The 23,944-nt window shown below is 69.5% G+C and carries 28 protein-coding genes; 14 read left to right on the top strand and 14 right to left on the bottom strand.

Annotation, left to right across the window (positions count from 1 at the left end; genetic code table 11):
* Window positions 1–161 precede the first annotated feature (161 nt).
* Together HUG10_RS14085 and HUG10_RS14080 are read left to right on the top strand one after the other, a co-directional pair.
* Complete coding sequence (locus tag HUG10_RS14085) at window positions 162–452, top strand: DUF5789 family protein (protein WP_179170178.1); 291 nt, start codon at window positions 162–164, stop codon at window positions 450–452.
* A 31-nt stretch (window positions 453–483) separates the two neighbouring features.
* Window positions 484–933 carry a DUF302 domain-containing protein gene (locus tag HUG10_RS14080; RefSeq protein ID WP_179170177.1) on the top strand — a complete coding sequence of 150 codons (450 nt, stop codon included), beginning with the start codon at window positions 484–486 and terminating at the stop codon, window positions 931–933.
* Here HUG10_RS14080 and HUG10_RS21820 read toward each other — a convergent pair.
* The 3 genes from HUG10_RS21820 to HUG10_RS14065 all read right to left on the bottom strand — a co-directional run bounded on the left by HUG10_RS21820 (window position 909) and on the right by HUG10_RS14065 (window position 3,778).
* Window positions 909–1,199, bottom strand: a complete 291-nt coding sequence (locus tag HUG10_RS21820; RefSeq protein WP_246310148.1) for a preprotein translocase subunit TatA — start codon at window positions 1,197–1,199, stop codon at window positions 909–911. The two genes, HUG10_RS14080 and HUG10_RS21820, sit on opposite strands and share 25 nt — an antisense overlap.
* Before the next feature lie 32 nt (window positions 1,200–1,231).
* On the bottom strand, window positions 1,232–2,497 hold the full coding sequence (gene nreA / locus HUG10_RS14070; RefSeq protein WP_179170176.1) for a DNA repair protein NreA: 1,266 nt from the start codon (window positions 2,495–2,497) through the stop codon (window positions 1,232–1,234).
* 303 nt (window positions 2,498–2,800) lie between these two features.
* Window positions 2,801–3,778, bottom strand: a complete 978-nt coding sequence (locus HUG10_RS14065; RefSeq protein WP_179170175.1) for a transcription initiation factor IIB — start codon at window positions 3,776–3,778, stop codon at window positions 2,801–2,803.
* Window positions 3,779–3,894: 116 nt separating this feature from the next.
* Here HUG10_RS14065 and rnhA point away from each other — a divergent pair, with 116 nt between their 5' ends.
* Together rnhA and HUG10_RS14055 are read left to right on the top strand one after the other, a co-directional pair.
* The gene (gene rnhA, locus HUG10_RS14060) at window positions 3,895–4,488 is read left to right on the top strand and encodes a ribonuclease HI (protein WP_179170174.1); all 594 of its coding nucleotides are present in this window, start codon (window positions 3,895–3,897) and stop codon (window positions 4,486–4,488) included.
* Window positions 4,478–5,116, top strand: coding sequence for a DUF7108 family protein (locus HUG10_RS14055; RefSeq protein ID WP_246310147.1), 639 nt, complete (start codon window positions 4,478–4,480; stop codon window positions 5,114–5,116). The genes rnhA and HUG10_RS14055 overlap by 11 nt, the downstream gene beginning before the upstream one ends.
* A gap of 23 nt (window positions 5,117–5,139) precedes the next feature.
* Here the strand turns inward: HUG10_RS14055 and HUG10_RS14050 are convergent, their stop codons facing one another.
* A complete protein-coding gene (locus HUG10_RS14050) occupies window positions 5,140–5,496 on the bottom strand; it encodes a PadR family transcriptional regulator (protein WP_179170173.1) in 357 nt (118 codons plus the stop codon).
* A 323-nt stretch (window positions 5,497–5,819) separates the two neighbouring features.
* Here HUG10_RS14050 and HUG10_RS14045 point away from each other — a divergent pair, with 323 nt between their 5' ends.
* The 6 genes from HUG10_RS14045 (at window position 5,820) to HUG10_RS14020 (ending at window position 9,930) form a co-directional block, all read left to right on the top strand.
* A complete protein-coding gene (locus HUG10_RS14045; protein WP_179170172.1) occupies window positions 5,820–6,353 on the top strand; it encodes an inorganic diphosphatase in 534 nt (177 codons plus the stop codon).
* A 188-nt stretch (window positions 6,354–6,541) separates the two neighbouring features.
* Complete coding sequence (locus HUG10_RS14040) at window positions 6,542–6,700, top strand: hypothetical protein (RefSeq protein WP_179170171.1); 159 nt, start codon at window positions 6,542–6,544, stop codon at window positions 6,698–6,700.
* 100 nt (window positions 6,701–6,800) lie between these two features.
* Window positions 6,801–7,748, top strand: coding sequence for a rhomboid family intramembrane serine protease (locus HUG10_RS14035; protein ID WP_179170170.1), 948 nt, complete (start codon window positions 6,801–6,803; stop codon window positions 7,746–7,748).
* Window positions 7,749–8,555, top strand: a complete 807-nt coding sequence (locus tag HUG10_RS14030; RefSeq protein ID WP_179170169.1) for an endonuclease V — start codon at window positions 7,749–7,751, stop codon at window positions 8,553–8,555. It begins immediately after the preceding gene.
* Window positions 8,556–8,800: 245 nt separating this feature from the next.
* Window positions 8,801–9,625, top strand: coding sequence for an SDR family oxidoreductase (locus HUG10_RS14025; protein WP_179170168.1), 825 nt, complete (start codon window positions 8,801–8,803; stop codon window positions 9,623–9,625).
* Between the two features lie 20 nt (window positions 9,626–9,645).
* A complete protein-coding gene (locus HUG10_RS14020) occupies window positions 9,646–9,930 on the top strand; it encodes a hypothetical protein (RefSeq protein ID WP_179170167.1) in 285 nt (94 codons plus the stop codon).
* Between the two features lie 28 nt (window positions 9,931–9,958).
* On the opposite strand, the gene HUG10_RS14015 is transcribed toward HUG10_RS14020, so the two are convergent.
* Both HUG10_RS14015 and HUG10_RS14010 read right to left on the bottom strand, forming a co-directional pair.
* Window positions 9,959–11,119: an ArsA family ATPase gene (locus HUG10_RS14015; RefSeq protein ID WP_179170166.1), complete on the bottom strand. Its 1,161-nt coding sequence runs from the start codon at window positions 11,117–11,119 to the stop codon at window positions 9,959–9,961.
* A 197-nt stretch (window positions 11,120–11,316) separates the two neighbouring features.
* Window positions 11,317–12,417 (bottom strand): pyridoxal phosphate-dependent aminotransferase, encoded by a 1,101-nt coding sequence (locus HUG10_RS14010; RefSeq protein ID WP_179170165.1) that lies wholly within the window; start codon window positions 12,415–12,417, stop codon window positions 11,317–11,319.
* 144 nt (window positions 12,418–12,561) lie between these two features.
* On the opposite strand from HUG10_RS14010, the gene HUG10_RS14005 reads away from it, so the two are divergent.
* A complete protein-coding gene (locus tag HUG10_RS14005) occupies window positions 12,562–13,077 on the top strand; it encodes a CinA family protein (RefSeq protein WP_179170164.1) in 516 nt (171 codons plus the stop codon).
* Between the two features lie 33 nt (window positions 13,078–13,110).
* Here the strand turns inward: HUG10_RS14005 and HUG10_RS14000 are convergent, their stop codons facing one another.
* A complete protein-coding gene (locus HUG10_RS14000; protein WP_179170163.1) occupies window positions 13,111–13,872 on the bottom strand; it encodes a PHP domain-containing protein in 762 nt (253 codons plus the stop codon).
* 89 nt (window positions 13,873–13,961) lie between these two features.
* Between HUG10_RS14000 and HUG10_RS13995 the strand changes: the two genes are divergently transcribed.
* Entirely contained in the window at window positions 13,962–14,258 is a 297-nt protein-coding gene (locus HUG10_RS13995) for a DUF7565 family protein (RefSeq protein WP_179170162.1), read from the top strand.
* Window positions 14,259–14,380: 122 nt separating this feature from the next.
* Here HUG10_RS13995 and HUG10_RS13990 read toward each other — a convergent pair whose 3' ends face one another.
* The 7 genes from HUG10_RS13990 to HUG10_RS13960 all read right to left on the bottom strand — a co-directional run bounded on the left by HUG10_RS13990 (window position 14,381) and on the right by HUG10_RS13960 (window position 22,029).
* Window positions 14,381–14,836 (bottom strand): transcription elongation factor Spt5, encoded by a 456-nt coding sequence (locus tag HUG10_RS13990; RefSeq protein ID WP_179170161.1) that lies wholly within the window; start codon window positions 14,834–14,836, stop codon window positions 14,381–14,383.
* 3 nt (window positions 14,837–14,839) lie between these two features.
* The gene (locus HUG10_RS13985; protein WP_179170160.1) at window positions 14,840–15,013 is read right to left on the bottom strand and encodes a protein translocase SEC61 complex subunit gamma; all 174 of its coding nucleotides are present in this window, start codon (window positions 15,011–15,013) and stop codon (window positions 14,840–14,842) included.
* Between the two features lie 85 nt (window positions 15,014–15,098).
* Complete coding sequence (locus HUG10_RS13980; protein WP_179170159.1) at window positions 15,099–16,616, bottom strand: amidase; 1,518 nt, start codon at window positions 16,614–16,616, stop codon at window positions 15,099–15,101.
* Window positions 16,617–16,772: 156 nt separating this feature from the next.
* Window positions 16,773–17,945: a cell division protein FtsZ gene (gene ftsZ / locus HUG10_RS13975; protein ID WP_179170158.1), complete on the bottom strand. Its 1,173-nt coding sequence runs from the start codon at window positions 17,943–17,945 to the stop codon at window positions 16,773–16,775.
* 102 nt (window positions 17,946–18,047) lie between these two features.
* The gene (locus HUG10_RS13970; RefSeq protein ID WP_179170157.1) at window positions 18,048–19,445 is read right to left on the bottom strand and encodes a D-aminoacyl-tRNA deacylase; all 1,398 of its coding nucleotides are present in this window, start codon (window positions 19,443–19,445) and stop codon (window positions 18,048–18,050) included.
* Between the two features lie 110 nt (window positions 19,446–19,555).
* Complete coding sequence (locus tag HUG10_RS13965) at window positions 19,556–20,884, bottom strand: sodium:calcium antiporter (RefSeq protein ID WP_179170156.1); 1,329 nt, start codon at window positions 20,882–20,884, stop codon at window positions 19,556–19,558.
* Window positions 20,885–21,003: 119 nt separating this feature from the next.
* Window positions 21,004–22,029, bottom strand: a complete 1,026-nt coding sequence (locus HUG10_RS13960; RefSeq protein ID WP_394354993.1) for a calcium/sodium antiporter — start codon at window positions 22,027–22,029, stop codon at window positions 21,004–21,006.
* Window positions 22,030–22,209: 180 nt separating this feature from the next.
* Between HUG10_RS13960 and aroE the strand changes: the two genes are divergently transcribed.
* Both aroE and HUG10_RS13950 read left to right on the top strand, forming a co-directional pair.
* Window positions 22,210–23,037 carry a shikimate dehydrogenase gene (gene aroE / locus HUG10_RS13955; RefSeq protein ID WP_179170154.1) on the top strand — a complete coding sequence of 276 codons (828 nt, stop codon included), beginning with the start codon at window positions 22,210–22,212 and terminating at the stop codon, window positions 23,035–23,037.
* A 49-nt stretch (window positions 23,038–23,086) separates the two neighbouring features.
* Window positions 23,087–23,908, top strand: coding sequence for a helix-hairpin-helix domain-containing protein (locus HUG10_RS13950; protein ID WP_179170153.1), 822 nt, complete (start codon window positions 23,087–23,089; stop codon window positions 23,906–23,908).
* The last annotated feature ends 36 nt before the right edge of the window (window positions 23,909–23,944 follow it).

The following is a 23,944-nucleotide window of genomic DNA, read 5'->3' as shown; positions in this document are numbered from 1 at the left end:
CAAAACAGTATGTCAGACGCGTGTTGCGCGGAGTGAAAGTGGTCGCCGGCTCGGTATCCCTCCGCTTGCACGAACCCGTTGAAGAGTTTCCCGTCTCCCACTCGAGGGGGGAGACGCCGCGAACGGAAAGGATTACACCCGACGCTGTCGAACCCGCGTGCATGGCCGACGACGAATCCGAGGAAGCCGAAGAGCCCGCCGTCGAACTCGGCGAGGGGCCCGACGTCGAGGGCGCCCCCCTGGCGCGGGTCGCCTCGCGGCTCACCTGGCCCCAGGAGAAGTCCCGTATCGTCGAGAAGGAGGGCGACGCGGTCATCCGGACGCCCGACGGCCCTCGCGAACTCCGCGGCGTGCTCGACTCCATCGACGTGACGTACTTCGATCGGCGCCAGACGTTCGTCTCCGCCGTGGGCGACGTCATCGGCCGCGGCCCAGTCGAGACGGCCGAGTAAGCTTTTCCTCCCCAGCCCCGAACCGCTGGGTATGAAGCTCCCGTTAGACCCGGAAGCGATATCTTCGGGCGACATCGGCGAGAAGCGGGCGACGCTGGAGATGGACCACGAGCAGGCCGTCGAGCACGTCCGTGAGACGTTCCTCGAACACGGGTTCGGCGTGCCGGTCGAGTTCTCCCCTTCCGAGCTACTCAACGAGAAGGTGGGCGCGGACCGCGACCCGTACTACGTCCTGGGGGCGTGCAACCCCGAGATGGCGGACCGCGTGCTCGACGCGACGGACAAACGGCTCGGCGCACTGTTCCCGTGTAACGTCGTCGTCTGGCAGGAGGAACCGGGCGTCCAGACGGTGTACCACGTGAGTATCATGCGCATCGGACGACTGCTCGGCCTCGACGCCGACGCCGACGCGATGGACGAGATCGTCGCCGAGACCGGCCGGATGGTCGACGCCGCTTACGACGACCTCGACTCCGTCTGATCGGTCGAATCGGGGACGTCGTCCGTCCCGTCAGGACCGCCCTCCTGTCGCTCGCGGAGTTCCCGGAGTTCGGCCTTCGTCTCCGCCAGTTCCTCCGCGAGTCGGTCGACGCGCTCGTCGTCCGCGCCGGAGTCGGCGAACAGTTTCGCGCCGAGCGCCGCGCCGCCGAGCAGCAGCACGAGCGGAACGCCGAACAGGAACACGAGCACGAGGAGGATGATGAGCATCTCCGGGCCGCCGGGGACCGCGCCGAACAGTGGGACCATAGCTCCCCCGTGAAGGGGCGGTACAGTAAGTCCTACGCACCGAAGTCGGCGAGGTTCGACTGGAGCCCGGCGGCCATCGTGGACTTCGACCGGAGGCGACCCAGCGGCACCGGCAGGTGGTCGGTCACCGATCTGACCGCCGCCTCGAACGTCTCCGCCTCGCCGTACTCGCCCTCGAAGGCGTTCCGGACGGCCTCGCGGATCTGCCAGACGCCGACCGGTCCCCAGTACTCGTCGGAGACGTGCCGGAGGACGAGCACCTTCGCCTGCCGGCCGACCGACGAGAGGTGTTCGAGGACGCCGAGGCGTGCGGCGTAGTAGGCGCCGGCGGTCTCCTCGACGTAGGCCGTCCGGCCCTCGCGGTTCTCGTGGGCGCTCGACATCGCGACGCCCGCGGCCGGGTCCGGGTTCCAGATGCTCCCGGGCGCCTTCATCTCGACGAGTTCGTACTCCCAGTCGCCGGGTGCGAGCACGACCCAGAACGCGTTCCCCAGGTACTCGTTTCGCCACACCTGGACGGAGTCGACGCTGGGCGCGTCCCGGACCGTGCCCCGGAGGTACTCGCTCACGGTGTCGTCGACGGCGGTGATGGACCACCTGGTCGGGACGAGCCGACGGTTCTCGCCCCGGCCGAGCGCGCCGGCCGAGAGCACCGTGTTGATGTCGTACACGTCGAGGCCGCGGCGGTAGAGGTAGGTGATCGCGCCCTGGGCGTTCCAGTCGTCGTCCTCGAGCGTCTTCTTCACCGGACGGGGGACGTGCGGGTTCTCCGTGAGTTCGGCCGACTGGGCGCGCGCCCGCGGACCGGTCGGGGTGGCGATGTCGTCGGCGGTGACGTCGAAATCGAGGTTGGGGCCGTCGTCGAGGCCGATCTCGACGTCCACCGGGCGGTCGGCGATGGCGACCTCGCGCTGGGTGCCGAGGAAGCCGTCCCAGGCGTCGTGGACGCTCGTCACGTCGGCCGCCCGGTTCGAGTTGAGCAGCGAGGTGCGCCGCTCGAACACGTCCGAGATGGAGACGCCCTCCTCGTACCAGCCGGCGTTCGTCTCGAAGCGCGCGGCGTCCGCCTCGTGGCCCACGGGCGAGAGGATGCCCGTCGAGACCTTCGGGTAGTTCGAACGCCCGACGAAGATCGACGGCGAGACGGAGCCGAACATGGAGTCGCCGCTCGTCGCCTCGTCGAAGCGGTGCTGGAACGACTCCATGTGGTCGAGGAGTTCGTAGGACTTCTCCGCGGCGAGGCGGCGGCGCTCGGCGCGCTCGTTGACCTCGAACTCCATGAAGTCGTCCAGTTTCATACGGGAGAGCCTAGCCGCCGCGAGGGCTTGAACGTTCCCCGTCGCGGGGATACGGCGGTCCGGAGGGCCGGCGATTCGGGTCGGAAGCGGGGGCTGACAGGCGACGCGAAGGGACGTCCGCGCGGCAGGTCGTCGCAGGCCTCGAACGACTCCCGGTTCGGTACGAGGCGACTCCCGCGGACCGCCGCGCGGCGGGGGTCAGGTCACGGGCGTGCTGGTCCCGTGTTCGTATTTGAAGTTCCGCGTCGCTACCGGTGTGAGCGAGCGATCGGAGTGGACGAAAAGGCGTGGTCGGGCCGGCGATCAGGCGTGGATGCCCATCGCCTCGATCTGCTCCTGGTAGCGGTTGCGGATGGTGACCTCGGTCACCTGGGCGACGTCGGCGACCTCGCGCTGGGTCTTCTTCTCGTTGCACAGCAGCGACGCCGCATAGATCGCCGCCGCTGCGTATCCCGTCGGGGACTTGCCGGAGAGCAGGCCCTGCTCGGCCGTCGTCTCGATGATGTCGTTCGCCTTGTTCTGGACCTCCTCGCTCAGTTCCAGTTCGGAACTGAACCGGGGGACGTACTTCTTCGGGTCGACGGGTTTCATCTCGAGGCCGAGCTCCTGGGAGATGTACCGGTAGGTCCGGCCGATCTCCTTGCGCTCGACGCGCGACACCTCGGAGATCTCCTCGAGCGAGCGCGGGATGCCCTCCTTCCGGCAGGCGGCGTACAGCGCGGACGTGGAGACGCCCTCGATGGAGCGGCCGCGGATGAGGTCCTCCTTCAGCGCGCGCCGGTAGATGACCGAGGCGACCTCGCGCACCGAGCGCGGCACGCCCAGCGCCGAGGCCATACGGTCGATCTCCGAAAGCGCGAACTGGAGGTTCCGCTCGCCGGCGTCCTTGGTCCGGATGCGCTCCTGCCACTTGCGCAGGCGGTGCATCTGGGACCGCTTCTTCGAGGAGATGGACCGGCCGTAGGCGTCCTGGTCCTTCCAGTCGATGGTCGTCGTCAGACCCTTGTCGTGCATCGTCTTCGTCGTCGGCGCGCCGACGCGGGACTTCGACTGGCGCTCGGAGTGGTTGAACGCGCGCCACTCCGGGCCGGGGTCGATCCGATCCTCCTCGAGGATGAGCCCCGTCGGCTCGTGCATCAACTCGCCGTCCCCGGTCCGGACGAGTTCGTCCTCGTCGATGTCGTCCACGTCGAGATCAGCCTCCTCCGTCGTCTCCGACTCCCCGCTGTCCTCCCACTGTCGTCGCCCTCGCTCCTCCCGCTGGCGGGTTGGCCGTGTCATCGCGTTTTTATATTATCCCCCGGGATTCACTTGAAAGTTAGTGTGGCGGATGCAGGGAACGACGCGACGCGAGCGCGAACGGAACCCTTTCGCCGGGAGGGGCCGGAGGGGGGCGTATGCCGGTCATCGAGTGCGACCCCGACGCCGCGAGGAGTCGGCTGGAGGAGGCCGGGGTCGCCGTTTCGGGCGGGAACACGGACCACGAACGCTGGCGCGCCGAGCGCGACGGCGCGACCGCCGTCGCCTACAACGACAAGGTCGTCGTCCAGGGGAGCGACCCGGCGGGACTGACGACGCTGCTCCGCGAGGGGGGCGGCCGCGGCCACGTCTACTTCGACGGCGCCTCGCGCGGCAATCCCGGCCCGGCGGCCATCGGGTGGGCGATCGTCACCGGCGACGGCGTCGTCGCCGAGGGCTCCGAGCGCATCGGGCGGACGACGAACAACAAGGCGGAGTACGCCGCGCTGGTCAGGGCGCTCGAAGGCGCACGCGATTACGGCCTGGACGAGGTCGACGTGCGGGGCGACTCCCAGCTCGTCGTCAAGCAGGTCCGCGGGGAGTGGAACGTGAACGAACCGACGCTCCGCGAGCGGCGGGTCCGAGCCCGCGAGTTGCTCGACGGGTTCGACCGCTGGTCGATCGACCACGTGCCGCGGGAGATAAACGAGCGCGCCGACGACCTGGCGAACGAGGCGTTCGATGGCTCCTGAGAACGAGAGAACCGCGGACGGGACGGACGGGGACGCCGAACCGGGCCCTGAGGAGGGTGAGGAGATCGGGAAGGAGGAGGAGACCGAGGAGCTTCCCGAGCGCGTCGTCGACGAGGCGGAGCGGCTCACCCGACTCGCCCGGGAGGCCGTCGGCGAGGCGGAAGCGGAAGCCTACCGTGAGGACCGGAGCGAACGGCTCGCCGAACACGAGTTCACGGCGCGCGTCCGCGAGCCGGACGACACGCTCGTCCTCCACCCGGAGGAGTGGCTGGAGGACGGCGTCGTCCGCATCGAGCGGATCGAGGACACCTCGCGGGCCGTCGAACGCACCCTCTCCGGCCCCGAGGATCCGGACGACTGGGCGGCCGTCGAGGCTCACAATGCAGCTGTAGTCGAGCGCGTCGCCGCCGAGCACGGCGAGCCGCACCGCGCGAACGCCCGCGCGTTCGCGGACTTCATGGGTAACCACTACGCGAAGCGCGTCGAGGACGCGACGGCCGACGAGGTGGCGGAGTTCCTCGAGGAGTACTTCCCGCGCAACGCCTGGCCGTCAGAAGAACAGCGGGACGCCGTAACGGCGTCCGTCCGACTCGTGACCGAGTCGGCCGACGACTTCCCCCCTTCGTAAGTCGGTCGTCGGTCCGTGTCCGATTATTCGACGTCGATTCGCTCGCGGATGTCGCCCGCACGGTCCTCGTCGGTGACGTACTTCGAGAGCACCCAGTCGAGCCGGTCGAGGACCGCGAGGCGGCCCTCCTCGGTGAGCGCGTACTGGTTCGTCCGCTTGTCCAGTTCGCTCTTCTCGACGAGGTCCATCTCGACGAGGTCGTCCAGGTTCGGGTAGAGCCGACCGTGGTTCACCTCGGCGTCGTAGTACGACTCGAGCTCCCGCTTGATCGCCAGGCCGTACATCGGTTCCTCGGAGAGGATGACGAGGATGTTCTGTTGGAACGCGGTCAGGTCGCGAGCGATGCCCGCACTGTCGCTCTGGGTTTGTGCCTCTGACATGCGATACCAGGAGAGATGTCACCTGGCTATTTAATGCTTGGCAACTTGGGTCGCCGATTCCGGCGGTAGAAGGCCGTACGCACCGCTCTTCGGGACTTCCGACGGACCGTTCCCCCGCAGTCGTCGGACCGAGCGTGCGCCTCGGCCGGCAAGACAACAGGCTGGCGGTTAAAGGCTCGGCCGGGAATCGCAGGTGTGGCCTACCTGTCAGGCCGCGCGCGACACGGTTCTCCGACCTCGCGCGCGACAGGCGCAATCGAGTACGGCGTCGCTCCGAGGCGTGTCGAAAGGACTTTGCCCGTTTTCGGGGAATCCGTAGGTGCATGACGAACCTCTGGGAAGACCTCGAGACGGGGCCGAACGCCCCCGAGGAGATCTACGCCGTCGTCGAGTGTCTGAAGGGCGAGCGCAACAAGTACGAGTACGACAAAGACATCCCCGGCGTCGTCCTCGACCGCGTGCTCCACTCGAACGTCCACTACCCCTCCGACTACGGGTTCATCCCGCAGTCGTACTACGACGACGAGGATCCCTTCGACGTGCTCGTGCTCGTCGAGGACGCGACGTTCCCGGGCTGCATCATCGAGGCCCGCCCCGTCGCACTGATGAAGATGGACGACGACGGCGAGCAGGACGACAAGGTCATCGCGGTGCCGAGCGAGGACCCGCGCTACGACCACATCGAGGACCTGGAGGACATTACCCAGCAGACCCGCGACGAGATCGACGAGTTCTTCTCGACCTACAAGAACCTCGAGGCCGGTAAGGAGGTCGAGACGCTCGGCTGGGAGGACCAACAGGCCGCCTACGATGCGATCGAACACGCGCAGGACCTCTACGAGGAACACTTCGGCTGACAGGGCGGCACGCTCGCCCGCGGCACGATTTCTTCCGTGAACTGTCGGATCGGCAGCCCTCTGGTCGTCGTTCATCCAATCGCGAGCAGGGAAGCCGACTCATGACCGGGAGACATGGACGTCGAGGGGCGAATGTGTTATAATTATGAGTAATCTTTTGGGTGCGGGGCGCCACGTTCCGAACAAGCATGGCAGCCAAACGCCCGACCGTCGGCCTGGATCACCCGACCGTGGTGCCCGCGAACTTCGACCCCGACGGACGCGGCGCCGGGGAAGCGGATGCGGGCGACGAGGGAACGGATGGGGGCGACCAGGACGAGGACGCCGAGGCGACGGACGACGACTGAGCCGACCAGAGCCGGCCGAGCCGACGAATCGGACGGCGTCCGCGCGTAGAACCGGCCCTCGGAGGCAACTCCTATTACCGGCCCCCGGTAAGGGCGGGTAATGGCGAGATGCGACGCGTGCGGCGAGTACGAGAGTATGCCGTACCAGTGTCGTCGCTGCGGACGGACGTTCTGCTCGGAACACCGCCTCCCGGAGAACCACGACTGCCCGGGGCTCGGCGACTGGAACGACCCCGGCGGCGTCTTCGACTCCGGCTTCGACGACTCGGTAGACGAACGCGGTCGAGAGTCGGGCGGCGTGACCTCGCGCGTGAGTTCCTACGTGGACCGACAGACCTCCACCGGCGGGAGCATCGGCTTCTTCCGGGGGAACATGACGTACGTGTTCCTGGGCCTGATGTGGGTCACGTTCCTGCTGCAGTTCGTCGTCTTCCCGTTCCTGCTCGGCATCCCCACCCCGACCCCGGGACGACCGTCCCCACTGTGGGACGCGGCCTTCGTCCTCTCCAGCACGCACGTCGAGTACGTCTGGACCTGGGTCACGTCTGTCTTCGCCCACGGCGGGTTCACTCACATCGTCTTCAACAGCATCGCGCTGTACTTCTTCGGCCCGGTCGTGGAGCGCCGGCTCGGCTTCAAGCGCTTCACGGCCCTGTTCCTCGTCTCCGGCGTGCTGGCCGGCCTCGCCCAGATCGGCGCGAGCATGGTGCTCGATCCGGGGTCGGTGACCGGCGTCGTCGGCGCCTCGGGCGCCATCATGGCCATCATGGGCCTGCTGACGGTGCTCCGCCCGAACCTGAAGGTGTACCTCTACTTCGTCATCCCGATGCCGCTGTGGGTGCTCACCATCGGGTTCGCGGTGATCTCCGTCCTCTGGGGGTTCTCGGTCGCACCCGGTGGCGGCAACTCGGCGAACTGGGCGCACCTCGCCGGCCTGGTCATCGGCTTCGCGTACGGCGCGATGGTGAAGGGCGACCGGAGCGCGCCCGAACAGATCCAGTTCGGCGGACCTGGCGGCCCGGGCGGACCGGGGCGCGGGCGCTTCTGAATGCCCACGATCGTCCGTCCGGAGTTCCGGCCCGACCCCGCGCTCTCCCGCGAGGAGATGGAGGCGCTCCAGCGGGAGGTGGCCGGGGCGGCGACGTTCACGGACGACCTCCCGTTCGACCCAGACGTGGTAGGCCTCGCCGACGCCCAGCGCTCGCTCGGTGACCGGCTCGGCGCCGACGCCGCGGTCGACGCCGACCGCCCCCTCGTCGCCGGCGTCGACCAGGCGTTCCTCGACGACTGGGCGATCTCTGCGGTCGTGGTGATGCGTGGCGGCGAGGTCGTCGAACGCACCTACGCCGTCTCCCCGCTCGACATCCCCTACATCCCCGGCCTGCTCTCGTTCCGCGAGGGCGGGCCCATCCTCGACGCGCTCGCCACGCTCGACTCGGAGCCGGACCTGTACGCCCTCGACGGCAGCGGACGGGTCCACTTCCGGGAGGCCGGCATCGCCACCCACATGGGCGTCATGCTCGACGCGCCGGCCGTCGGCGTCGCCAAGAGCCTCCTCTGTGGCACGCTCACAGCGGACCCGGACGGGCGACCACAGGGCTGGCGGGCCTCCATTGAATCGAACGGCTGCGTGACGGCGCCCGAGGGCACCGTCATCGGCTACGCCTACCAGTCCCGGCAGTACGAGAACAACCCCGTCATCAACCCGCTGTACGTGAGCCCGGGCCACCGCGTGAGCGCCGAGACGACCGTCGACCTCGTCGCGTCGCTGTGCGACGGGTACAAGCTCCCGGAGCCGACGCGTCTGGCGGATTCGTACGCCGACGAAGTGAAGCGCGAAGTTCAGGGAGAGTAGTTCGTCAGAGAGTACCGCATCACCACAGTAGGGTTCGCTGGAGCTGAACCAGTGGTCTCTGGGAAGCGGACGATCTCGGGATCCCCCGCGGCTCTCGACTCGGTGCGGCCGCCGCACGCCAACACAGTAGTTCCACCTTTCGGCGAGGAGGAGTACCTCCGAGCACCCCACCGAACCGTCGTGCGTGCCGAACCGCCGGCGACCGAGAGGCCGAAAGTTAACATCCCCGCCGCCGACGTGTGGATATGGAACGGACGGTCCTCATCACAGGTTGTTCGTCGGGCATCGGTCGCGCGTCGGCCGAGGCCTTCCTCGACGAGGAGTGGACGGTGTACGCGACGGCCCGGAACACCGCCGACATCGAGACGCTCGGCGAGCGTGAGGGCTGCCGCATCGCGACCCTCGACGTGACCGACGGTGACGACGTCGAGCGCGTCGTGGACCGGATGCTCGACGAGGAGGGACGCATCGACTGCCTCGTGAACAACGCCGGCTACGGCCAGCTCGGTCCCGTCGAGGACGTGTCGAGCGACGCCGTCCGGGAGCAGTTCGACGTGAACGTCTTCGGCCCCCACCGGCTCATCAAGGCGGTCCTACCGGCGATGCGCCGCCGCGAGGACGGCACCATCGTGAACGTCTCGAGCGTGCTCGGGCGCATCGCCGTCCCGGGGACCGGCGTCTACTCCGGGTCGAAGTTCGCGATGGAGGGAATGTCCGACGCGCTGCGGAACGAGGTGCGCGAGTACGGCATCGACGTGGCGCTGATCGAACCCGGCCCGGTCGACAGCATGTTCGAGGACCGCGTCGAGTCGGAACTCGGCGGACTCGACCGCTCTGGCGCCTACGAGTCGTTCTACTCGCTCTACGAGGACTACGACGCCGTCGGCGGGGGCGGCGTCGGCGCCATCGCGCCCGAGGAGGTCGCAGCCGACGTGGTCAACGCCGCGAGTTCGACCGAGCCCGCGGCGCGCTATCCGGTCGGCCCGATCGCCAAGGCCGGCGAACTCGGACGCTACCTGCCCACGTGGCTCGCCGACGGCGTCTGGTCGCTGGCGAAGAAACTGGGGTAGCTTCGAGTGATGGGTGAACGATGACGGACGAGCGCGTCCGCCGGCTACACGACCACCTCGAAGCCACGGCCGAACTCCCGGTCGAGCGCGAAGTCGGCGCCTACCTCGGGGAGGCCGAGGCGGTCGCACGCGACCTCGCCGAGCGACCGGCCGAGCCGGCCGTCGTCAGCGAGCGCGCCGAACACGTCCGCGACCTGCTCGCGGAGGTCGAGGGGACGGGGAACGACGAGGCCGACGAGCACGTCGCCGCCGCCCGCGACCTCGCGAGGGAACTGGTCGAGGAACCGGCCGAGTGCGACGGGTAGCGCGACGACGGGTCGGTGAGATCCGGGCTCAGGCCAGACAGGCCGCGACGACGCGGAGCGCGTCCTCGCCGCGCACCTCGTCTGCCAGCAGGGGGACCCGTTTCACGTCGCGCCCGCGGAACAGTTCCGTCGCCCGGGAGAGGGAGTTCTGCTGCACCTCCCAGCGGCGCTGGCAGAACTCGCAGGTGTCGAGGTTCGGCGTGACGACCCAGTCGTCGTCGACGGCCGCGCCGGCCACGTCGCCCGGGTCCTCCATCACGCGGTTCACCACGAGCGTCGACACGGGGATGTCGAACTCGTCGAGCCGCTCGACGAGACGCTCGGACTCCATCACGCTCATCTCCTCCGGCACCATGACGACCCGGAAGTCTGTCCGATCGGGGTCCTGAAGGACGGTGCGGAGGCGCTCGATACGGTCCTTCAGCTCGTCGAGGTCCGGCTCCCCCGGGCCGCCCTCGCCCATCCCGAACATACCCTTCACGCCCTCCATCATGCCGGAGAACTGCTGACGGAGCTTCATCAGCCGGCCGACCATCGAGTCCAGCAGCTCCGGGAGCTGGAGCAGTCGGAGCGTGTGGCCCGTCGGCGCGGTGTCGACGACGACGCGGTCGAACCGCGGGTCGTCGAGGTGTTCGAGCAACTGGCGCATCGCGGCCGCCTCGTCGGCGCCGGGCATCGTGCCGCCGAGCATCGCGCCCATCGGCCCGTCCTCCATCGCCTCACCCATCCCACCGAGGCCGCCGAGCGGGTTCCCCCCGGCGGCGTCCGTACCGCCTGCGCCAGCTCTCGCCCCATCGTCTTCGGCACCCATCCCCTCGTCGCCGAACAGCCCGTCCTCCATCGCGGCGTCGGGGTCGATCTCGGCGGCGTACAGGGGAACGTCCTCCCTGATTCGGGACGGCCGTGACAGGATCTCGGTGTCGAGCGTGTCCGACAGCGAGTGGGCCGGATCGGTGGAGACGACGAGCGTCGACGTGCCGCCCGCCGCGCTTGCGAGCGCCGTCGCGGCCGCGCAGGTGGTCTTCCCGACGCCACCCTTCCCGCCGTACAGCACGTACTCGGGGGCGCTTCGCTCGGCGAGGTCGGCCGTGTCGACCGTCGTTCCCATCCCTGCGGGGTCCGCTGGCGGCCTGTTGCCCCCAACGTCCTCGTCCACGTCGTTGACGGGTTCGACGTCGATATCGTTCATGGGGGGAGGAGGGAGGCGGTGCTTGTCTATCCGTTGGTCGCGGTTTCGAACAGGTCGGCCAGAATTCGGAGTTACCGCCCGCGTGTGAAGGTTCAAGTACGAAACCGAACCCAGACCGTCGCGGACGCACCTGGTTCCATGGACGGGCGGGACCGACAGTCCGTGTAGGCCTCACCGGCCCGAGAAGTTCCGGCGAGTCAGTCGAAGTAGTCGGCCAGCCGCGCCGCCGCCTCCTCCACGCGCGGCGTGACGAGCGCGAATCGGAGCCACTCGTCCCGCGCCGAGCCGAAGGTATCGCCCGGCATCCCGGCGACCCCCGCTTCGTCGACGAGGCGCTCCGCGTTCGCCATCGTTCCCGGGAAACCATCGAACCGGGCGAGGACGTAGAACCCCCCGTCGGGGCGGGAGTACTCGGCCCCCGCCGCGTCGAGCGCGTCGGTGAAGGTGTCGACCCGCTCTCGGAGCAGCGACCTGACGGACTCGTAGTACTCCGTCTCCGTCTCGCGGAGTGCGCGCAACACTGCAACCTGCGGCGGCCGCGAGGTCGCGACGTTCACGAGCATGTGGCGGGTCTTCGCCCCGCCGACGAGGCGTTCGGGAAGTATCGCGTAGCCGACGCGGAACCCCGTGATCGCCATCGACTTCGAGTAGCCCGACGTGACGATGGCGCGGTCGGAGTCGAGCGTCAGCGCGGACTCGAACTCCCCGGTGAAGTCGAAGTGGTCGTACACCTCGTCGGAGACGAGCGTCGCGTCCATCTCCTCGGCGAGCGCCGCCAGTTCGCGCATCGTCTCCCGCGAGTACACCGCGCCGGTCGGGTTGTTCGGCGTGTTCACCAGGATGAGCCCGGTCTCCTCGCTGGCCGCCTCGCGAAAGCGCGCCGGGTCGATGGAGCCGTCGCGCTCGGTCGGAACGAGCGTTACCTTCCCGCCGAGCAATTCGGTCTTGCCCGGGTAGTACGGGTACACCGGGTCGGCGAGGAGCACCTCCGAACCCGCATCGCGGTCGAGCGCCGCCGCCATCGCGAGGTAGTTCGCCTCGCCCGTCCCGTTGGTGACGACGATCCGCGAGGGAGCGACGTTCCGGCGCGCGGCGATCTCCTCGCGGAGTTCCAGCAGCCCTTCGCTCGGCGGATACTGGAACTCGTCCGGGTCCGCGTCGGCGTACTCGCGGAGGCCGTCCCGGAGCGCGGCCGGCGGCTCCCAGTCGGGGTTCCCCGACACCATGTCCACCACGTCGTGCTCGGCCGCCTCGGCGTACTGCATCAGGTGAAAGAACTGCGGCCGCTCGTAGTTCACGCCCGTCAGTCGGCTCGCACACCCCTTTACTCCCGCGGTCGCGACAGGCGGGCGTCGACAGTGAGAGACGGCTCGGCGATCGCCTCGTACGGAGCATCCAGCGACGTCCGCCGACTATTTGGCTCGACACCGCCAAGCGAACGTATGCGCGAGTTCGCGGACGACCCGCCGATCGAGGAGCGCGTCGGCGAGGCGCTCCGGGCGGCCGGGGCGTCCGTCGCGACGGCCGAGTCGTGTACGGGCGGGCTCGTCGGGTCGCTGTTGACCGACGTCCCGGGGTCGAGCGACTACTTCGACCGCTCGGTGGTGACGTACTCCTACGACGCGAAACTGACCGAACTGGCCGTCCCGCGCGAGCACCTCGACGGGGAAGGAGCCGTCTCGGAACCGGTCGCCCTGGCGATGGCCCGCGGCATCCGGGACACCGCGGGGACCGACTGGGGACTGTCGACGACTGGCATCGCCGGCCCGGAGGGCGGCACCGCGGAGAAGCCGGTCGGCACGGTGTTCGTCGGCGTCGCTCGACGCGGCGACTGGGGCACCGGCGAGAGCCGTGCCACCGTCTCGCGTCACGAGTTCGACGGCACCCGGACCCAGATCAAGGAGCGGATCGCCCGGCGGGCGCTGGAGTCCCTGCTCGACGCCGTCGAAACCGTCTGAGTCGAGGCCGAATCGGATGGATGCGGGCGGCGGTCAGTAGACGGCGACGTCGTCGAACCGGCCACCGTACGCGATGTGGCGGGGGTGGGTGGGCTCCATCCCCGAGAGGAAGAGGCGGTCGAGTTTCCCGTAGCTGTTCTCGAAGCCGAGGTGGGCGAACTCCACGAGCCGACGGGCGGTCGTCGCGGGGTCCGTCCGTCTCACCACCGTCCGCTCCTCGCGGTTCCGGAGCGCGGCGGTCAGCGCCGCCTCGTCCGTCACGTCGGACTCGAACTCGGTCCACGCGGCGCCGATGCTGCCCCGGAGGTGCGCGTACGACGAGCCGTACCCGGGGATGTCGAACGCCTCGGCGATTCGTCGGCCGCGCGCGTTCTGTCGTTCGAACAGTTTCGCGTTGTACGTCTCGATCGCGTGGATGCGGTCGCGGTAGGCGCTCACCTCCGCGCGGGTGAGGCTCACGTTCAGGAACTCCGGGTGGGGGACGACCACGGCGGCCTCCTGGCGCTCGAACTCGGCGAGTGCGGCCTCGTACGTGATGAAGTCCGGAACCGGATCGTCGAGGCCGATCGCGAGGAGGTGCCGCCGGTTCCGCCAGTCGCCGGTGAACACCTCCCTGGCGGGGACTACCGTCACCTCGTCCGTCGAGAACCGCTCGGCCCGGGTCCGGATCTCCGGGAGGCGGACGAAGTGGGGCGCGTACACGAGTACGTCGACCCCCGCGGCCTCGGCGCGCTCGACGATCCGGTCGTCGAGCACCTTCACGTGGAGGTCGACGCGCGTCGGTGCGTCGCTCACGTGTCCGAAAAAGCTTCCAATCGGGTTATGGATTCCGCTTCCGGAGACGCCGGGAAACGCTTTTGCGGTCGCCGGGCGTGGACGCGGACATGTCGAGGTGGGCCTGCGCGATCGAGGGGTGTGACGACACGTTCGACGCCGTCGAGGACGCCATCGTCCACCAGACGGCCGAACACGAGCGTCACGAGTGCAAAGTGTGCGGGACCGTCGTGCCCGACGGCTACTTCGCCATCCGGCACGCCTTCGACGAGCACACGCGCGCCGAGTTCGTCCGCGCGTACGACGCAGACTCGGACGCCGTCCGACAGCGCGAACAGGTGAAAGACGAGATCGAGTCGGTCGTCGACCTCCAGTCGGTCGTCGAGCGGATCGACGGCGCGGTGTGAGTCCGGAGCGACTGTTCTAGCGGGATCGATCTTCGTTCGCCGGAGAGAGATAATCGGGAGTCTGGGGGCTATCGTTCAGCAGTGTACCCGCGAGACGAAGTGGACGGGAGCGAGTGAGTTCGTCAGCGTTCGTCGCTATCCAGCACGCGGATCTGGTCGCCGCGGACCGTCACGGGGATTGGGACGGTGGCCTCGTACAGTTCGACGGTCACCTGGTCCTTCCCCTCGTCGATGCGCTGGACCTGCGCCTTCTCGCCCTTGAACGGGCCGGCGATGAGTTCGACGATGTCGCCCTCGGCGATACCCTCGACGTCCGGCGTCGGCGAGAGGAAGTGCTCGACCTCGGCCATCGACGACCGGCCGGCCTCGCCGTTCGGACCCTCGACGAGCCCGCGAGCGTGGGGAACCTCCTCCAGCACTCGCCGGATGATCGAGTCGGTGTCCGCCTCGACGAGCACGTAGCTCGTGAGCTGGTCGGGCGCGAGCACGGCGTGGATGTCCGGCATCTCCTTGCTGGCGATCATGTCCGCGACGGTGCGCTCCTGGCTCGCCGTCGTCTTCACCGAGTAGATGGGCAACGCTCAGACACCCCCGGGGAGGAACGACATGATGGCGAAGATGACGAACCCGAGGAAGCCGACGAGGAAGATGCCGGCGCCGGCGATCTTCGCGATCTGGGAGAACTCCCCCCAGGATGGCGTGCTCGCCAGTTTGAGCACCCGCACGTAGCTGGTCAGGTCGTACTTGACGTCCATTGTTGCCGGGGATACTGCGGCGCTCCTTCTATATCTGTTGCATCGGGGGCCGGAGTCCGACGGTGGGAATCGGCGTTCCGTGCGGTCAGGCGCCGTCGAGGGTTCCGAACCCCTCCGGCGGGCGTCGATGGTCGGTCGCGCGCTCGAAGCCGTACGCCAGCTCGAACAGCCGCGGCTCGGCGAACTCCCGTCCGAGGAGTTCGACGCCGACGGGGAGCCCATCGTCGGTGAAGCCGGCCGGGACGACGATGGCGGGCAGTCCCGTGTGTGCGGAGAGTTCGCAGTTCATCTCCGCGAACGGTTGGTGTTCGGGGATTTCGACGGGCGGGACCCTCGACGGCGGATACAGCAGGGCGTCGAGGTCGAGGTCGACCATGCGGGAGAGGGTGGACTCCTTCAGTTCCTGCCGCCGCCGCAGTCGTCGGAGGTACCCGGGGTTCGAGTCCAGCGTCCCGGCGTCGACATCCAGGATGTCGGCCTCCTCGAACCGCGCCGCGATGGAGGGTGCGATCTCCCCCGTCCCGTACACCTCGGCAAGCGAGTCGTACGGCGCCGCCTCGCCCAGCTCCGAGAGGTACCGGTCGAAGTCGCGGGCGAACTCGTACTGGAGCACGCGGGCGCTCGCGAGGCGGTCGAGGTCGACGACCTCGACCGGGTCGAGTATCGTCGCGCCGGCGTCGGACATCTCCGCGACGGCCTCCTCGACGATGGCCGTGACGGCGGCGGCGTCCGCCTCGGACGTGCGCTCCTCGTCCCGGGGCCCGAAGAACTGTCGTGCGACGCCGACGCGTGCGCCGTCGAGCCCGTCGGCGTCGAGGTGCTGGACGTACCCGTCCGCCGGAACCTCGTCCGCGCCGGTCGCCGTAACCGGGTCGTCCGGGTCGTAGCCGGCCATGACCTCGAGCAGCCGGGCGGCGTCGGCGACGGTCCGGGTGATGGGGCCGGCGGTGTCCTGGCTCTCGCTCAGCGGCACGATGCCCGTCCGGCTGACCAGCCCCCTCGTCGGGCGAACGCCCACGAGGTCGTTGAACGCGGGCGGTGACCGGACCGACGAACAGGTGTCGGAGCCCGTCCCGACGGCCGCCAGGTTCGCCGCGATGGCCGCCGCCGTCCCGCCGCTCGACCCGGACGGTCGGCGGTCGAGGTCGTACGCGTTCCGCGTCTCGCCGCCGAGCGAGCTGATGGTGTCGACGCCGAACGACAGCTCCTGCAGGTTCGCCTTCGCGACGACGACGGCACCGGCCTCGCGGAGCCGCTCGACGACGAACGCGTCCCGCGGCGGCCTGGACTCGGCGAGCGCGGTCGACCCCGCCGTGGTCGGCATGTCGTGGGTGTCCTGGTTGTCCTTGAGGAGCAGCGGAACGCCATGAAGCGGTCCCACGAGGCCGTCGCGCTCGAACCGCTCGTCGAGCCGGCGTGCGCGCTCGCGAGCGTTCCCGTTCACCGTGAGGATCGCGTTCAGGTCGTCGTCGTACGCGTCGATGCGGACGAGGTAGCGATCGACGAGGCGTTCGGCGGTGACTCGTCCGTCCTCCATCGCGGCGTGTACGTCGGCGACGGTCGTCTCGAGGAGGTCGAACGAGTCGGGGGGCGATGGGGACATTGGAGGTCGACTCGTGTGGGGTTCCGGGACCGTCGACCTGAATCTGCCGACCGAGGAAATCCGCGGAGCCGTAGCTCGGGGGGCGGTGAACGGTTCGGAGGTACGGGAGTGGGGACCGTGGACTCCATCGCCGGTCGGTACGCCCGTCCTAGCCGACTATTCCACGTAGTCGATGTCCTCGAGTTTCTCCTCCGCCTTCGCCTGCGCCACGTCGTTTCGCCCGTATATCTGGGGCGACTCGACGCCCGTGACGACGATCATCGTCCGCATCGTGCCCTCGAGTTCCTCGTCGATCGAGGTCCCCCAGATGATGCGGGCGTCGGGGTCGATCCGGTCGTAGATCTCCTCAACGACGCCCTCGGCCTCCTCGATGCTCATGTCCGAGCCGCCGGTGACGTTCACCAGCGCGGAGTTCGCGCCGGAGATGTCGACGTCGAGCAGCGGGGAGCGGAGGGCCGACTGGACGGACTCCTGGGCCTTGGTGTCGGAGTCGGACTCGCCGAGGCCGATCATCGCGACGCCGCCCTTCTCCATGACGGTGCGGACGTCGGCGAAGTCGAGGTTCACGAGGCCGGGCTTGGTGATGAGTTCGGTGATGCCCTTCACCGAGCGCATCAGCACCTCGTCGGAGATCTTGAACGCCTGCCGGACGGGGAGCTTTCCGACGGCGTCGAGGAGGCGGTCGTTGGGGACGACGATGACCGTGTCCGCCACGTCGCGGAGTCGCTCGAGGCCTGCTTCCGCGTTCGTGCGCCGGACCTCGCCCTCCGCCGTGAACGGGGTCGTGACGATGGCGATGGTGAGCGCGCCGATCTCGCGGGCCGCCTTCGCGACGACGGGCGCCGAGCCGGTGCCGGTGCCGCCGCCGAGGCCGGCGGTGACGAACACCATGTCGGAGCCGGAGATGGACTCGCGGATCTCCTCCTGGGATTCGATCGCGGCCTCCTCGCCGACCTGGGGGAGCGAGCCCGCGCCGCGGCCCTTCGTCTTGTCCTGCCCCATGAGGATCTTCGTGTCGGCCTCGATGTTCACGAGGTGCTGGACGTCGGTGTTGGCCGCGACGAGCTTCGCGCCGTGGATGCCCTCCTCGGCCATCCGGTTCACCGTGTTACCGCCCGCGCCGCCGCAGCCGACGACGGTGATGTTCGTCTGGAGGTCCTGGAGAACGTCCTCCAGCTGTTCGTCGGTCATCTTGCCCGAGGTGGGAGCGCTGTCGGCGGGTTCCGAGACCCCCGAGGTGGACTCGTCCTGCGACGCCCCCGCGTTGGCGTCGGCGGACTGCCCCTCCCCTTCGGCCTCGTCGATCGCGTCCTCGACGATAGAGTCCATAGGTTATGGCAGGCTTACCCCTCCAAGCGTTATTATCCTTCCCCTCTCGTCTTGCACTTGTCTGACGTTTTCGGGGGCTTTCCGCCCGTTCCTCACTCCCCCTCAGAGCTCGAACCGCTCCTCGCGCTCGCGACGCACGGCCGTGGCTCGAACCGTCTCGCCGTCCACCTCGACGTCGTCGCCTGCCGCGAGCCGTCCGAACTTCGGTCCCTCGGGCACCCCGCGCTCTGCGGCGGCGGCCGGGTCGAACGCCGCGACCCGGGCGATCACGGCGCCCTCGCGCCGCGAAACCTCGTCGTACTTCCGTCTGAGCACCGCGGCGAGGTCGGCCACGAGGTCGTCCCGCGACGCCGCCCCGGGGAGGGCGGCTCGACCGTCCACCCGGGTCCCGTTCTCGCTGGTCTCGAACGCGACGGCGTGCCGCTCGACCGCGGCCCGCGTCGCGTCGGCGTCGATGCCCTGCGCCTCGGCGAGCAGGCCCCCGGGGAGGTCGAACACATCGTAGCCGGTCGCCCGCGGTTCGCCGAACCGGAGGCCGTCGTCGACGGGCCGGAGGTCGGCCTCGAGGCCGGCCACGAGGTCGAGCGGCCGGTCGCCCACCTCGCGCACCCACGTCTCGCTGACGACGCGGACGTCCGGACCGACGCCGTCGCCGGGGGCGCCGCGGCCGTCCACGCCACCCAGGTCGGAGAGCGCGCGCTCTAGCGTCGGGTGGTCGCCGTCGACGAGCGCGAAGCGCGCGTCGCTGGCCGCGAACGCGGCGGCGAGCGTGTCGCGGCTCTCGGCGGGGTGACCGAGTTCGTCCAATTGCCAGTCGGATGCGACGTGGCCGACGCCCCACGCGGTCTCCTCGATCACCCGGGTAAACCGCGGGGCATAGTGCCCGCCGCCGAAGCCGACGAGGTGGCGGGGATCCTCGTCGTCGTCGACGGCGACCGTCACGTCGCGGCCCGGGAGGTCGAGGACGGCCCGCGCGACCGCCTCGGCGCCCGCCGGGTCGTCCCACTCTGCCTCGTCGCTGCCGAGTTCCGCGAACAGCGACGGAACCGCGACGTCGGTCGGGCCGTGGTGGGTGCACTCGACCGCGACGTCGTAGCCGTCCGGTGCGTGCTCCGAGAACCCGGCGACGAGCGCGCGCTGGACGCCGGGACAGGCGGGGGCGAACGCGCCGTCCGCGCCGCCGTACTCGGCGTCGCCGAAGTTGCCCGTGAAGTGGCAGGTGAGGAGCGGCCCGGTGTCGCCCGAGTGCCGCGAGACGAACACGATGTACTCCGGCTGCGCCGAGAACGCCGGTGTCGGGTCGTCCAGGTGGATGTGGAGGTCGTCGAACGAGCGGAGTTCGACGTCGGTGCCGTCGACCGTCGTCCGGTGGTACGTTCCCCCGCCGTCGGCGTCCGGACGGGTTCCGTCCTCGTGAGCGGTCCAGTCGGCGAGCGCGAGCAGGCGCTCGCCGATGTGCTCGGAGGCGCTGTCCGCGCGGGAGACGACGACGGCGATCACGCTCGGTCGAACGGGGGCGGCGTGGAAAACGAGGTCGGTTCCGGTCGAGTTCGAGGCGGGTGTCCCGCCAGGCCGGAGATGGGTTCGCTTGGCGACCTGCTGAGGTGCTGTCAGTCGGCCGAGTGCCCGGAGCCGGTACCCCCCCAGGCCTCGCGCACGGTGTCCCCGGTGATCCGGACGATCTCGCGGAGTTCCTGCCGGCGCCGGGTGAGCAGCCCCAGCGTGGCGACGACGTAGACGGCGGTGTAGGCGAGCAGGAGGTAGATGGAGTACTGCTCGGCGAGTGCCTCGGGGTACGTCCGGATGAAGACGAACTCGATGACGACCTGGGAGAGGAACAGCACGAGCAACACCACCGCCTCGCGGACGGAGATGCGGAAGTTGATGAGGATCGCCAGCGCGAAGAAGCTCTGTGCGGCCGTGAGCCAGATCTCGGCGGCCTGCTTCGGGTCGAACTCCAGCACGCCGTAGCTCCCGAGCGAGATGCTGTACACGACCACGAGCGTCCCGATGAGCAGCGTCCACTGGTTCAGCTTCGAGGAGATGAGCGCGTTGAACGCCGCCGTCGAGCGCGCCTTGTTCACGAGGTAGGCGGTGACGATGAGCTCCGGACTCTCGCTGGCCAGCGGCGCGATCCACTGGATCATGAAGAACTCGGGGATGCCGTACTGGAGCCCGAGTTCCTCGAGGCCGTGGGCGAACGGCTCGACGGCGGTGAAGATGAGGAAGCCCGAGTAGCCGAACAGCAGCAACACCGCGGGGACCCGCACGTTCCTGACCCGCTCCTGGAGGTACGCCGGGACGCCGACCTGCTCCTCGACCTCCTCGACGTCGCCGCGGACGATGACGGCGATGTAGGTGACGTACAACCCGACGAGCACGATGGTGTCGACCGCGCCGATACCGCCTCCGAGGGGGACGAAGAACGCGTAGAGGGTCGCGATGAACAGGAAGAGGATCTCCAGGGCGATGCTGCGGTCGAGACGGACGTAGTCGCCGAGCGCCCCGTCTTTCGTCACGACGTTCGCGTCGTCACTGCCACCGTACGCCCGGTAGATGGAGAACAGCGCGATGCCGGACCAGCCGATGCCGATCAGGATGCGGTTCGCGCCGGTCATGTTGGCGACCGCGAGGTTGCCGGCGGCCGGGTCGCCGGCCCCCGCCTGCCAGGCGTACAGCGCGTCCACGGCGTACTCCGGCGCGACCGCGAGCACCGCGAGCACCGCGATGGCGAACGCCCTAGGCACGTCCTTCTCGGCGGTTTCGGCCCCCCACGCGAGGAGGAACGACGCCCCGAGAACCGCGACGCCGCTCACCGCCACGCGCGTGAGCGTCGGGAGGGCTCCCGCCCCGCCCGTCGCCCAGATGTACACCCACGGAACGGTCAGCATTACCCCCCCGAACAGTGCCATCAGGGGGTGTCGAAGCCGTGACCTCATTACCGGCCAGAGCAGACGCGTTGGCCTTACTCTTGTGCTTTCTCGACGGCGCGATATCGGCGATTTTTGGGCCGAGTGTGAACGGAGCCCCCGGAAACCGGGGAGCCGCGCGGGGGAACCTACAGGAGGAGGTAGAAGAAACAGCAGTAGCCGCCGACGAGCACGGCGCCGTCGACCCTGCTGACCTCCGCCCCGCGCGCCATGATCGCGACGACGCCGAGGGTGAACGCGACGAGCATCGGGAAGTCGAACGACCCCGTGGACGCGGGCACCGTCACCGGCGTGATGATCGCGAGCACGCCCAGCACCGCGAGCACGTTGTAGATGTTCGAGCCGACGACGTTGCCGACGCTGAACTCCGCCTCGCCGCGGACCGCCGAGACGAGCGACGCCGCCAGTTCCGGCAGCGAGGTCCCGAACGCGAGTACGGTCAGGCCGACGAAGCGGTCGGTCGCGCCGAGGTAGTACAGCGTCGTCCGCCCGCCCTCGATGAGCCGCTGTGCGCCGACGAGGAGAAGCGCGAGTCCGACGAGCACGAACGCCACGTCGGCGGGGCGGACGCGCCGTCCGTAGACCGCCACCTCGGTGCCCAGTCGTCCACGGGCGAGGACGCCGCCGCTCGCGCTCCCGCCCCGCTCGGTTCCGCCGTCGGCGGCGATTTCGTCCGCGTCGACGGCGTCGTCGCCGCCGGCGGTGGACAGCAGCACGAATGTGAACGCCGCGAGGACGACGAGGAACGTCACGCCGTCCGCCCGGTCGAGCGTCCCGTCGAGGCCGAGGCCGACCAGGAGGAGCGCGGCGACCGCCATGAAGGGGACGTGCTTGCGGAGCGTCTCGGCGGCGACGTCGAGCGGGCGGACGAGCGCCGAGAGCCCGAGCACCAGCCCGATGTTCGCGACGTTCGAGCCGACGATGGCGCCGAGGCCGAGCGTCGTCCCGTAGTCCAGGCCGCTGAGGACGCCGATCACCAGCTCCGGCGCCGTCGTGGCGAACGCGACGACGGTGACGCCCGCCACCGCCGCGCGCATGCCCAGCCCCACCGAGAGGCTGGAGGCGCCCCGGACGAGCGCCTCGGCTCCCAGGTACAGCAACACCGCGCCGACGAGCACGGTGACCGCCGACTCGCTGGTCGCCGCCGTCCGCAGCCACTCCCAGCCCGTGTTCACGGCGAGTGGCGCGGCCGCGGCTGCGGCCGACAGTTCGTACATGCCAGCAGTGCTCGGAACGAACTACAAAAACGTCCCTCCGCGAGTATCACTTCTGAATCCTCCCGCCGGGTTCGCCGTCGAAGCGGCCTTTATCCCCCTCCCGGCGAACCGTCCGCCATGGACGTGTACGGTCTCATCGGGCGGCCGGTCGAGCACTCGCTGTCCCCGCCGATGCACGAGGCGGGGTTCGAGGCGCTCGGACTCGACGCCCGCTACGTTACCTTCGAACCGGGGGACGCGGTCGACGCCATCAGGGGTGCCGACGCGCTCGGGGTCGCGGGGATGAACGTCACGGTGCCGTTCAAGCAGGACGCCCTCGGGGCCGTCGAACCCGACGACCTCGCCGCCCGCGTCGGCGCGGTCAACACCGTGGACTTCTCCAGCGATCCGCCGACCGGGCACAACACGGACGTCGCGGGCGTCACCCGGGCGCTGGAGCACCACGACGTCTCCCTCGACGGCGCCGCGGCAGTCGTGGTCGGCGCGGGCGGCGCGGCCCGTGCGGCCGCGTTCGCGCTCGCGGAACCGGCCGTCTCGCTGCACGTCGCGAACCGGACGGAGGAGCGCGCCGGGGGGCTCGCGGACGACGTGCGAGCGTCGCTCCCGGACGACCTCGACACCCCGACGACCGTGACCGCGGGCGGGCTGGACACGCTCGCGGATCGCGTCCCGGCAGCCGACCTGCTCGTGAACGCGACCAGCGTCGGGATGGAGTCCGACGAGACGCCCGTCCCGGCCGAGCACCTCCACGGCGACCTCGCGGTGCTTGACGCGGTGTACGCCCCGCTCGACACCCGGCTCCTCCGGGAGGCGCGGGCGGCGGGCGCGACGACCGTCGACGGCGCCTGGATGCTGCTGTATCAGGGTGTCGAGGCGTTCGAGCGGTGGACCGGCGCCGACGCCCCGATCGAGGCGATGAATGCCGCCTTGCGGTCGGAAATGTAAGCCTACCGGCGCTGGTTTTTTAAATAGCGCAGACGTTTTCACCGACGATATGGTGTTACTGCGGAAAATCAAGCGCCTGCTGGGGATTGGGGGCTCGTCCGAGGAGGACGGGGCCGCGGGCGAGGCGTCGGTGACGGTGGAGCGCGAGCGAGGGTCCGGAACCGAACCGGACGCCTCGTCGGAAGCCGCAGTCAAGGGAACCGATAACGTGGCGGCGGACGAGGGCGAGTCCGACGCGGACGACGACGACCGGGCGACGGCGATCGACGAGGACGAGGAGACCGTCGCGGCCGGAACGGACGCGACCGGGTCCACCGAGTCGATCGTCGACGAGGAGGAGGCGACCGAGGACGCCGCGGCACGGGCCGAGCCGGCGGAGGCGGCCGGCCCCGAGTCCGAGGACATAACGACCGACGTGGACGACCTCGAACCGGCGGAGGAAGCGGAGGAGTCGGAAGCCGAGGAGGAGGACGAGGAAGACGTCGACGTCGACGAGGAGGAGACCGCCGCGGCCGGAACGGACGCGACCGGGTCCACCGAGTCGATCGTCGACGAGGAGGAGGCGACCGAGGACGCCGTCACGAAGGCGGAGACGTCCGAGGCGGCCGGCCCCGAGTCCGACGACGTGACGACCGACGTGGACGACCTCGAACCGACGGAGGAAGCGGGGGAATCGGAAACCGAGGAGGGCGTCCCCGTGAAGAAGATCAGGGGCATCGGCCCGGCGTACGCCGATCGCCTCTCCGACATGGGTATCGACACGGTCGCGGACTTGGCCGCGGCCGACCCCGCCGAGGTCGCCGAGGGGACGAACGTCTCCGAATCCCGCGTGTCGCGTTGGATCGACCGCGCCGCGGAGTACGAGCCCTAATCCACCGGACGCGACGCACCCGAACCCCTTTCCTGT

Origin of the sequence: Halorarum halophilum, from assembly GCF_013401515.1 — an archaeon.
GTDB lineage: Archaea > Halobacteriota > Halobacteria > Halobacteriales > Haloferacaceae > Halorarum > Halorarum halophilum.
The sequence above is the reverse complement of the archived record's forward strand: the minus strand, read 5'-3'. Positions and strand labels throughout refer to the sequence as shown.

Coding starts and splice junctions, on each gene's coding strand:
- HUG10_RS14085 (WP_179170178.1), top strand. CDS start 162: ATGGCCGACGACGAATCCGAGGAAGCCGAAGAGCCCGCCGTCGAACTC.
- HUG10_RS14080 (WP_179170177.1), top strand. CDS start 484: ATGAAGCTCCCGTTAGACCCGGAAGCGATATCTTCGGGCGACATCGGC.
- HUG10_RS21820 (WP_246310148.1), bottom strand. CDS start 1,199: ATGGTCCCACTGTTCGGCGCGGTCCCCGGCGGCCCGGAGATGCTCATC.
- nreA (WP_179170176.1), bottom strand. CDS start 2,497: ATGAAACTGGACGACTTCATGGAGTTCGAGGTCAACGAGCGCGCCGAG.
- HUG10_RS14065 (WP_179170175.1), bottom strand. CDS start 3,778: ATGACACGGCCAACCCGCCAGCGGGAGGAGCGAGGGCGACGACAGTGG.
- rnhA (WP_179170174.1), top strand. CDS start 3,895: ATGCCGGTCATCGAGTGCGACCCCGACGCCGCGAGGAGTCGGCTGGAG.
- HUG10_RS14055 (WP_246310147.1), top strand. CDS start 4,478: ATGGCTCCTGAGAACGAGAGAACCGCGGACGGGACGGACGGGGACGCC.
- HUG10_RS14050 (WP_179170173.1), bottom strand. CDS start 5,496: ATGTCAGAGGCACAAACCCAGAGCGACAGTGCGGGCATCGCTCGCGAC.
- HUG10_RS14045 (WP_179170172.1), top strand. CDS start 5,820: ATGACGAACCTCTGGGAAGACCTCGAGACGGGGCCGAACGCCCCCGAG.
- HUG10_RS14040 (WP_179170171.1), top strand. CDS start 6,542: ATGGCAGCCAAACGCCCGACCGTCGGCCTGGATCACCCGACCGTGGTG.
- HUG10_RS14035 (WP_179170170.1), top strand. CDS start 6,801: ATGGCGAGATGCGACGCGTGCGGCGAGTACGAGAGTATGCCGTACCAG.
- HUG10_RS14030 (WP_179170169.1), top strand. CDS start 7,749: ATGCCCACGATCGTCCGTCCGGAGTTCCGGCCCGACCCCGCGCTCTCC.
- HUG10_RS14025 (WP_179170168.1), top strand. CDS start 8,801: ATGGAACGGACGGTCCTCATCACAGGTTGTTCGTCGGGCATCGGTCGC.
- HUG10_RS14020 (WP_179170167.1), top strand. CDS start 9,646: ATGACGGACGAGCGCGTCCGCCGGCTACACGACCACCTCGAAGCCACG.
- HUG10_RS14015 (WP_179170166.1), bottom strand. CDS start 11,119: ATGAACGATATCGACGTCGAACCCGTCAACGACGTGGACGAGGACGTT.
- HUG10_RS14005 (WP_179170164.1), top strand. CDS start 12,562: ATGCGCGAGTTCGCGGACGACCCGCCGATCGAGGAGCGCGTCGGCGAG.
- HUG10_RS13995 (WP_179170162.1), top strand. CDS start 13,962: ATGTCGAGGTGGGCCTGCGCGATCGAGGGGTGTGACGACACGTTCGAC.
- HUG10_RS13985 (WP_179170160.1), bottom strand. CDS start 15,013: ATGGACGTCAAGTACGACCTGACCAGCTACGTGCGGGTGCTCAAACTG.
- HUG10_RS13980 (WP_179170159.1), bottom strand. CDS start 16,616: ATGTCCCCATCGCCCCCCGACTCGTTCGACCTCCTCGAGACGACCGTC.
- ftsZ (WP_179170158.1), bottom strand. CDS start 17,945: ATGGACTCTATCGTCGAGGACGCGATCGACGAGGCCGAAGGGGAGGGG.
- HUG10_RS13965 (WP_179170156.1), bottom strand. CDS start 20,884: ATGAGGTCACGGCTTCGACACCCCCTGATGGCACTGTTCGGGGGGGTA.
- aroE (WP_179170154.1), top strand. CDS start 22,210: ATGGACGTGTACGGTCTCATCGGGCGGCCGGTCGAGCACTCGCTGTCC.
- HUG10_RS13950 (WP_179170153.1), top strand. CDS start 23,087: ATGGTGTTACTGCGGAAAATCAAGCGCCTGCTGGGGATTGGGGGCTCG.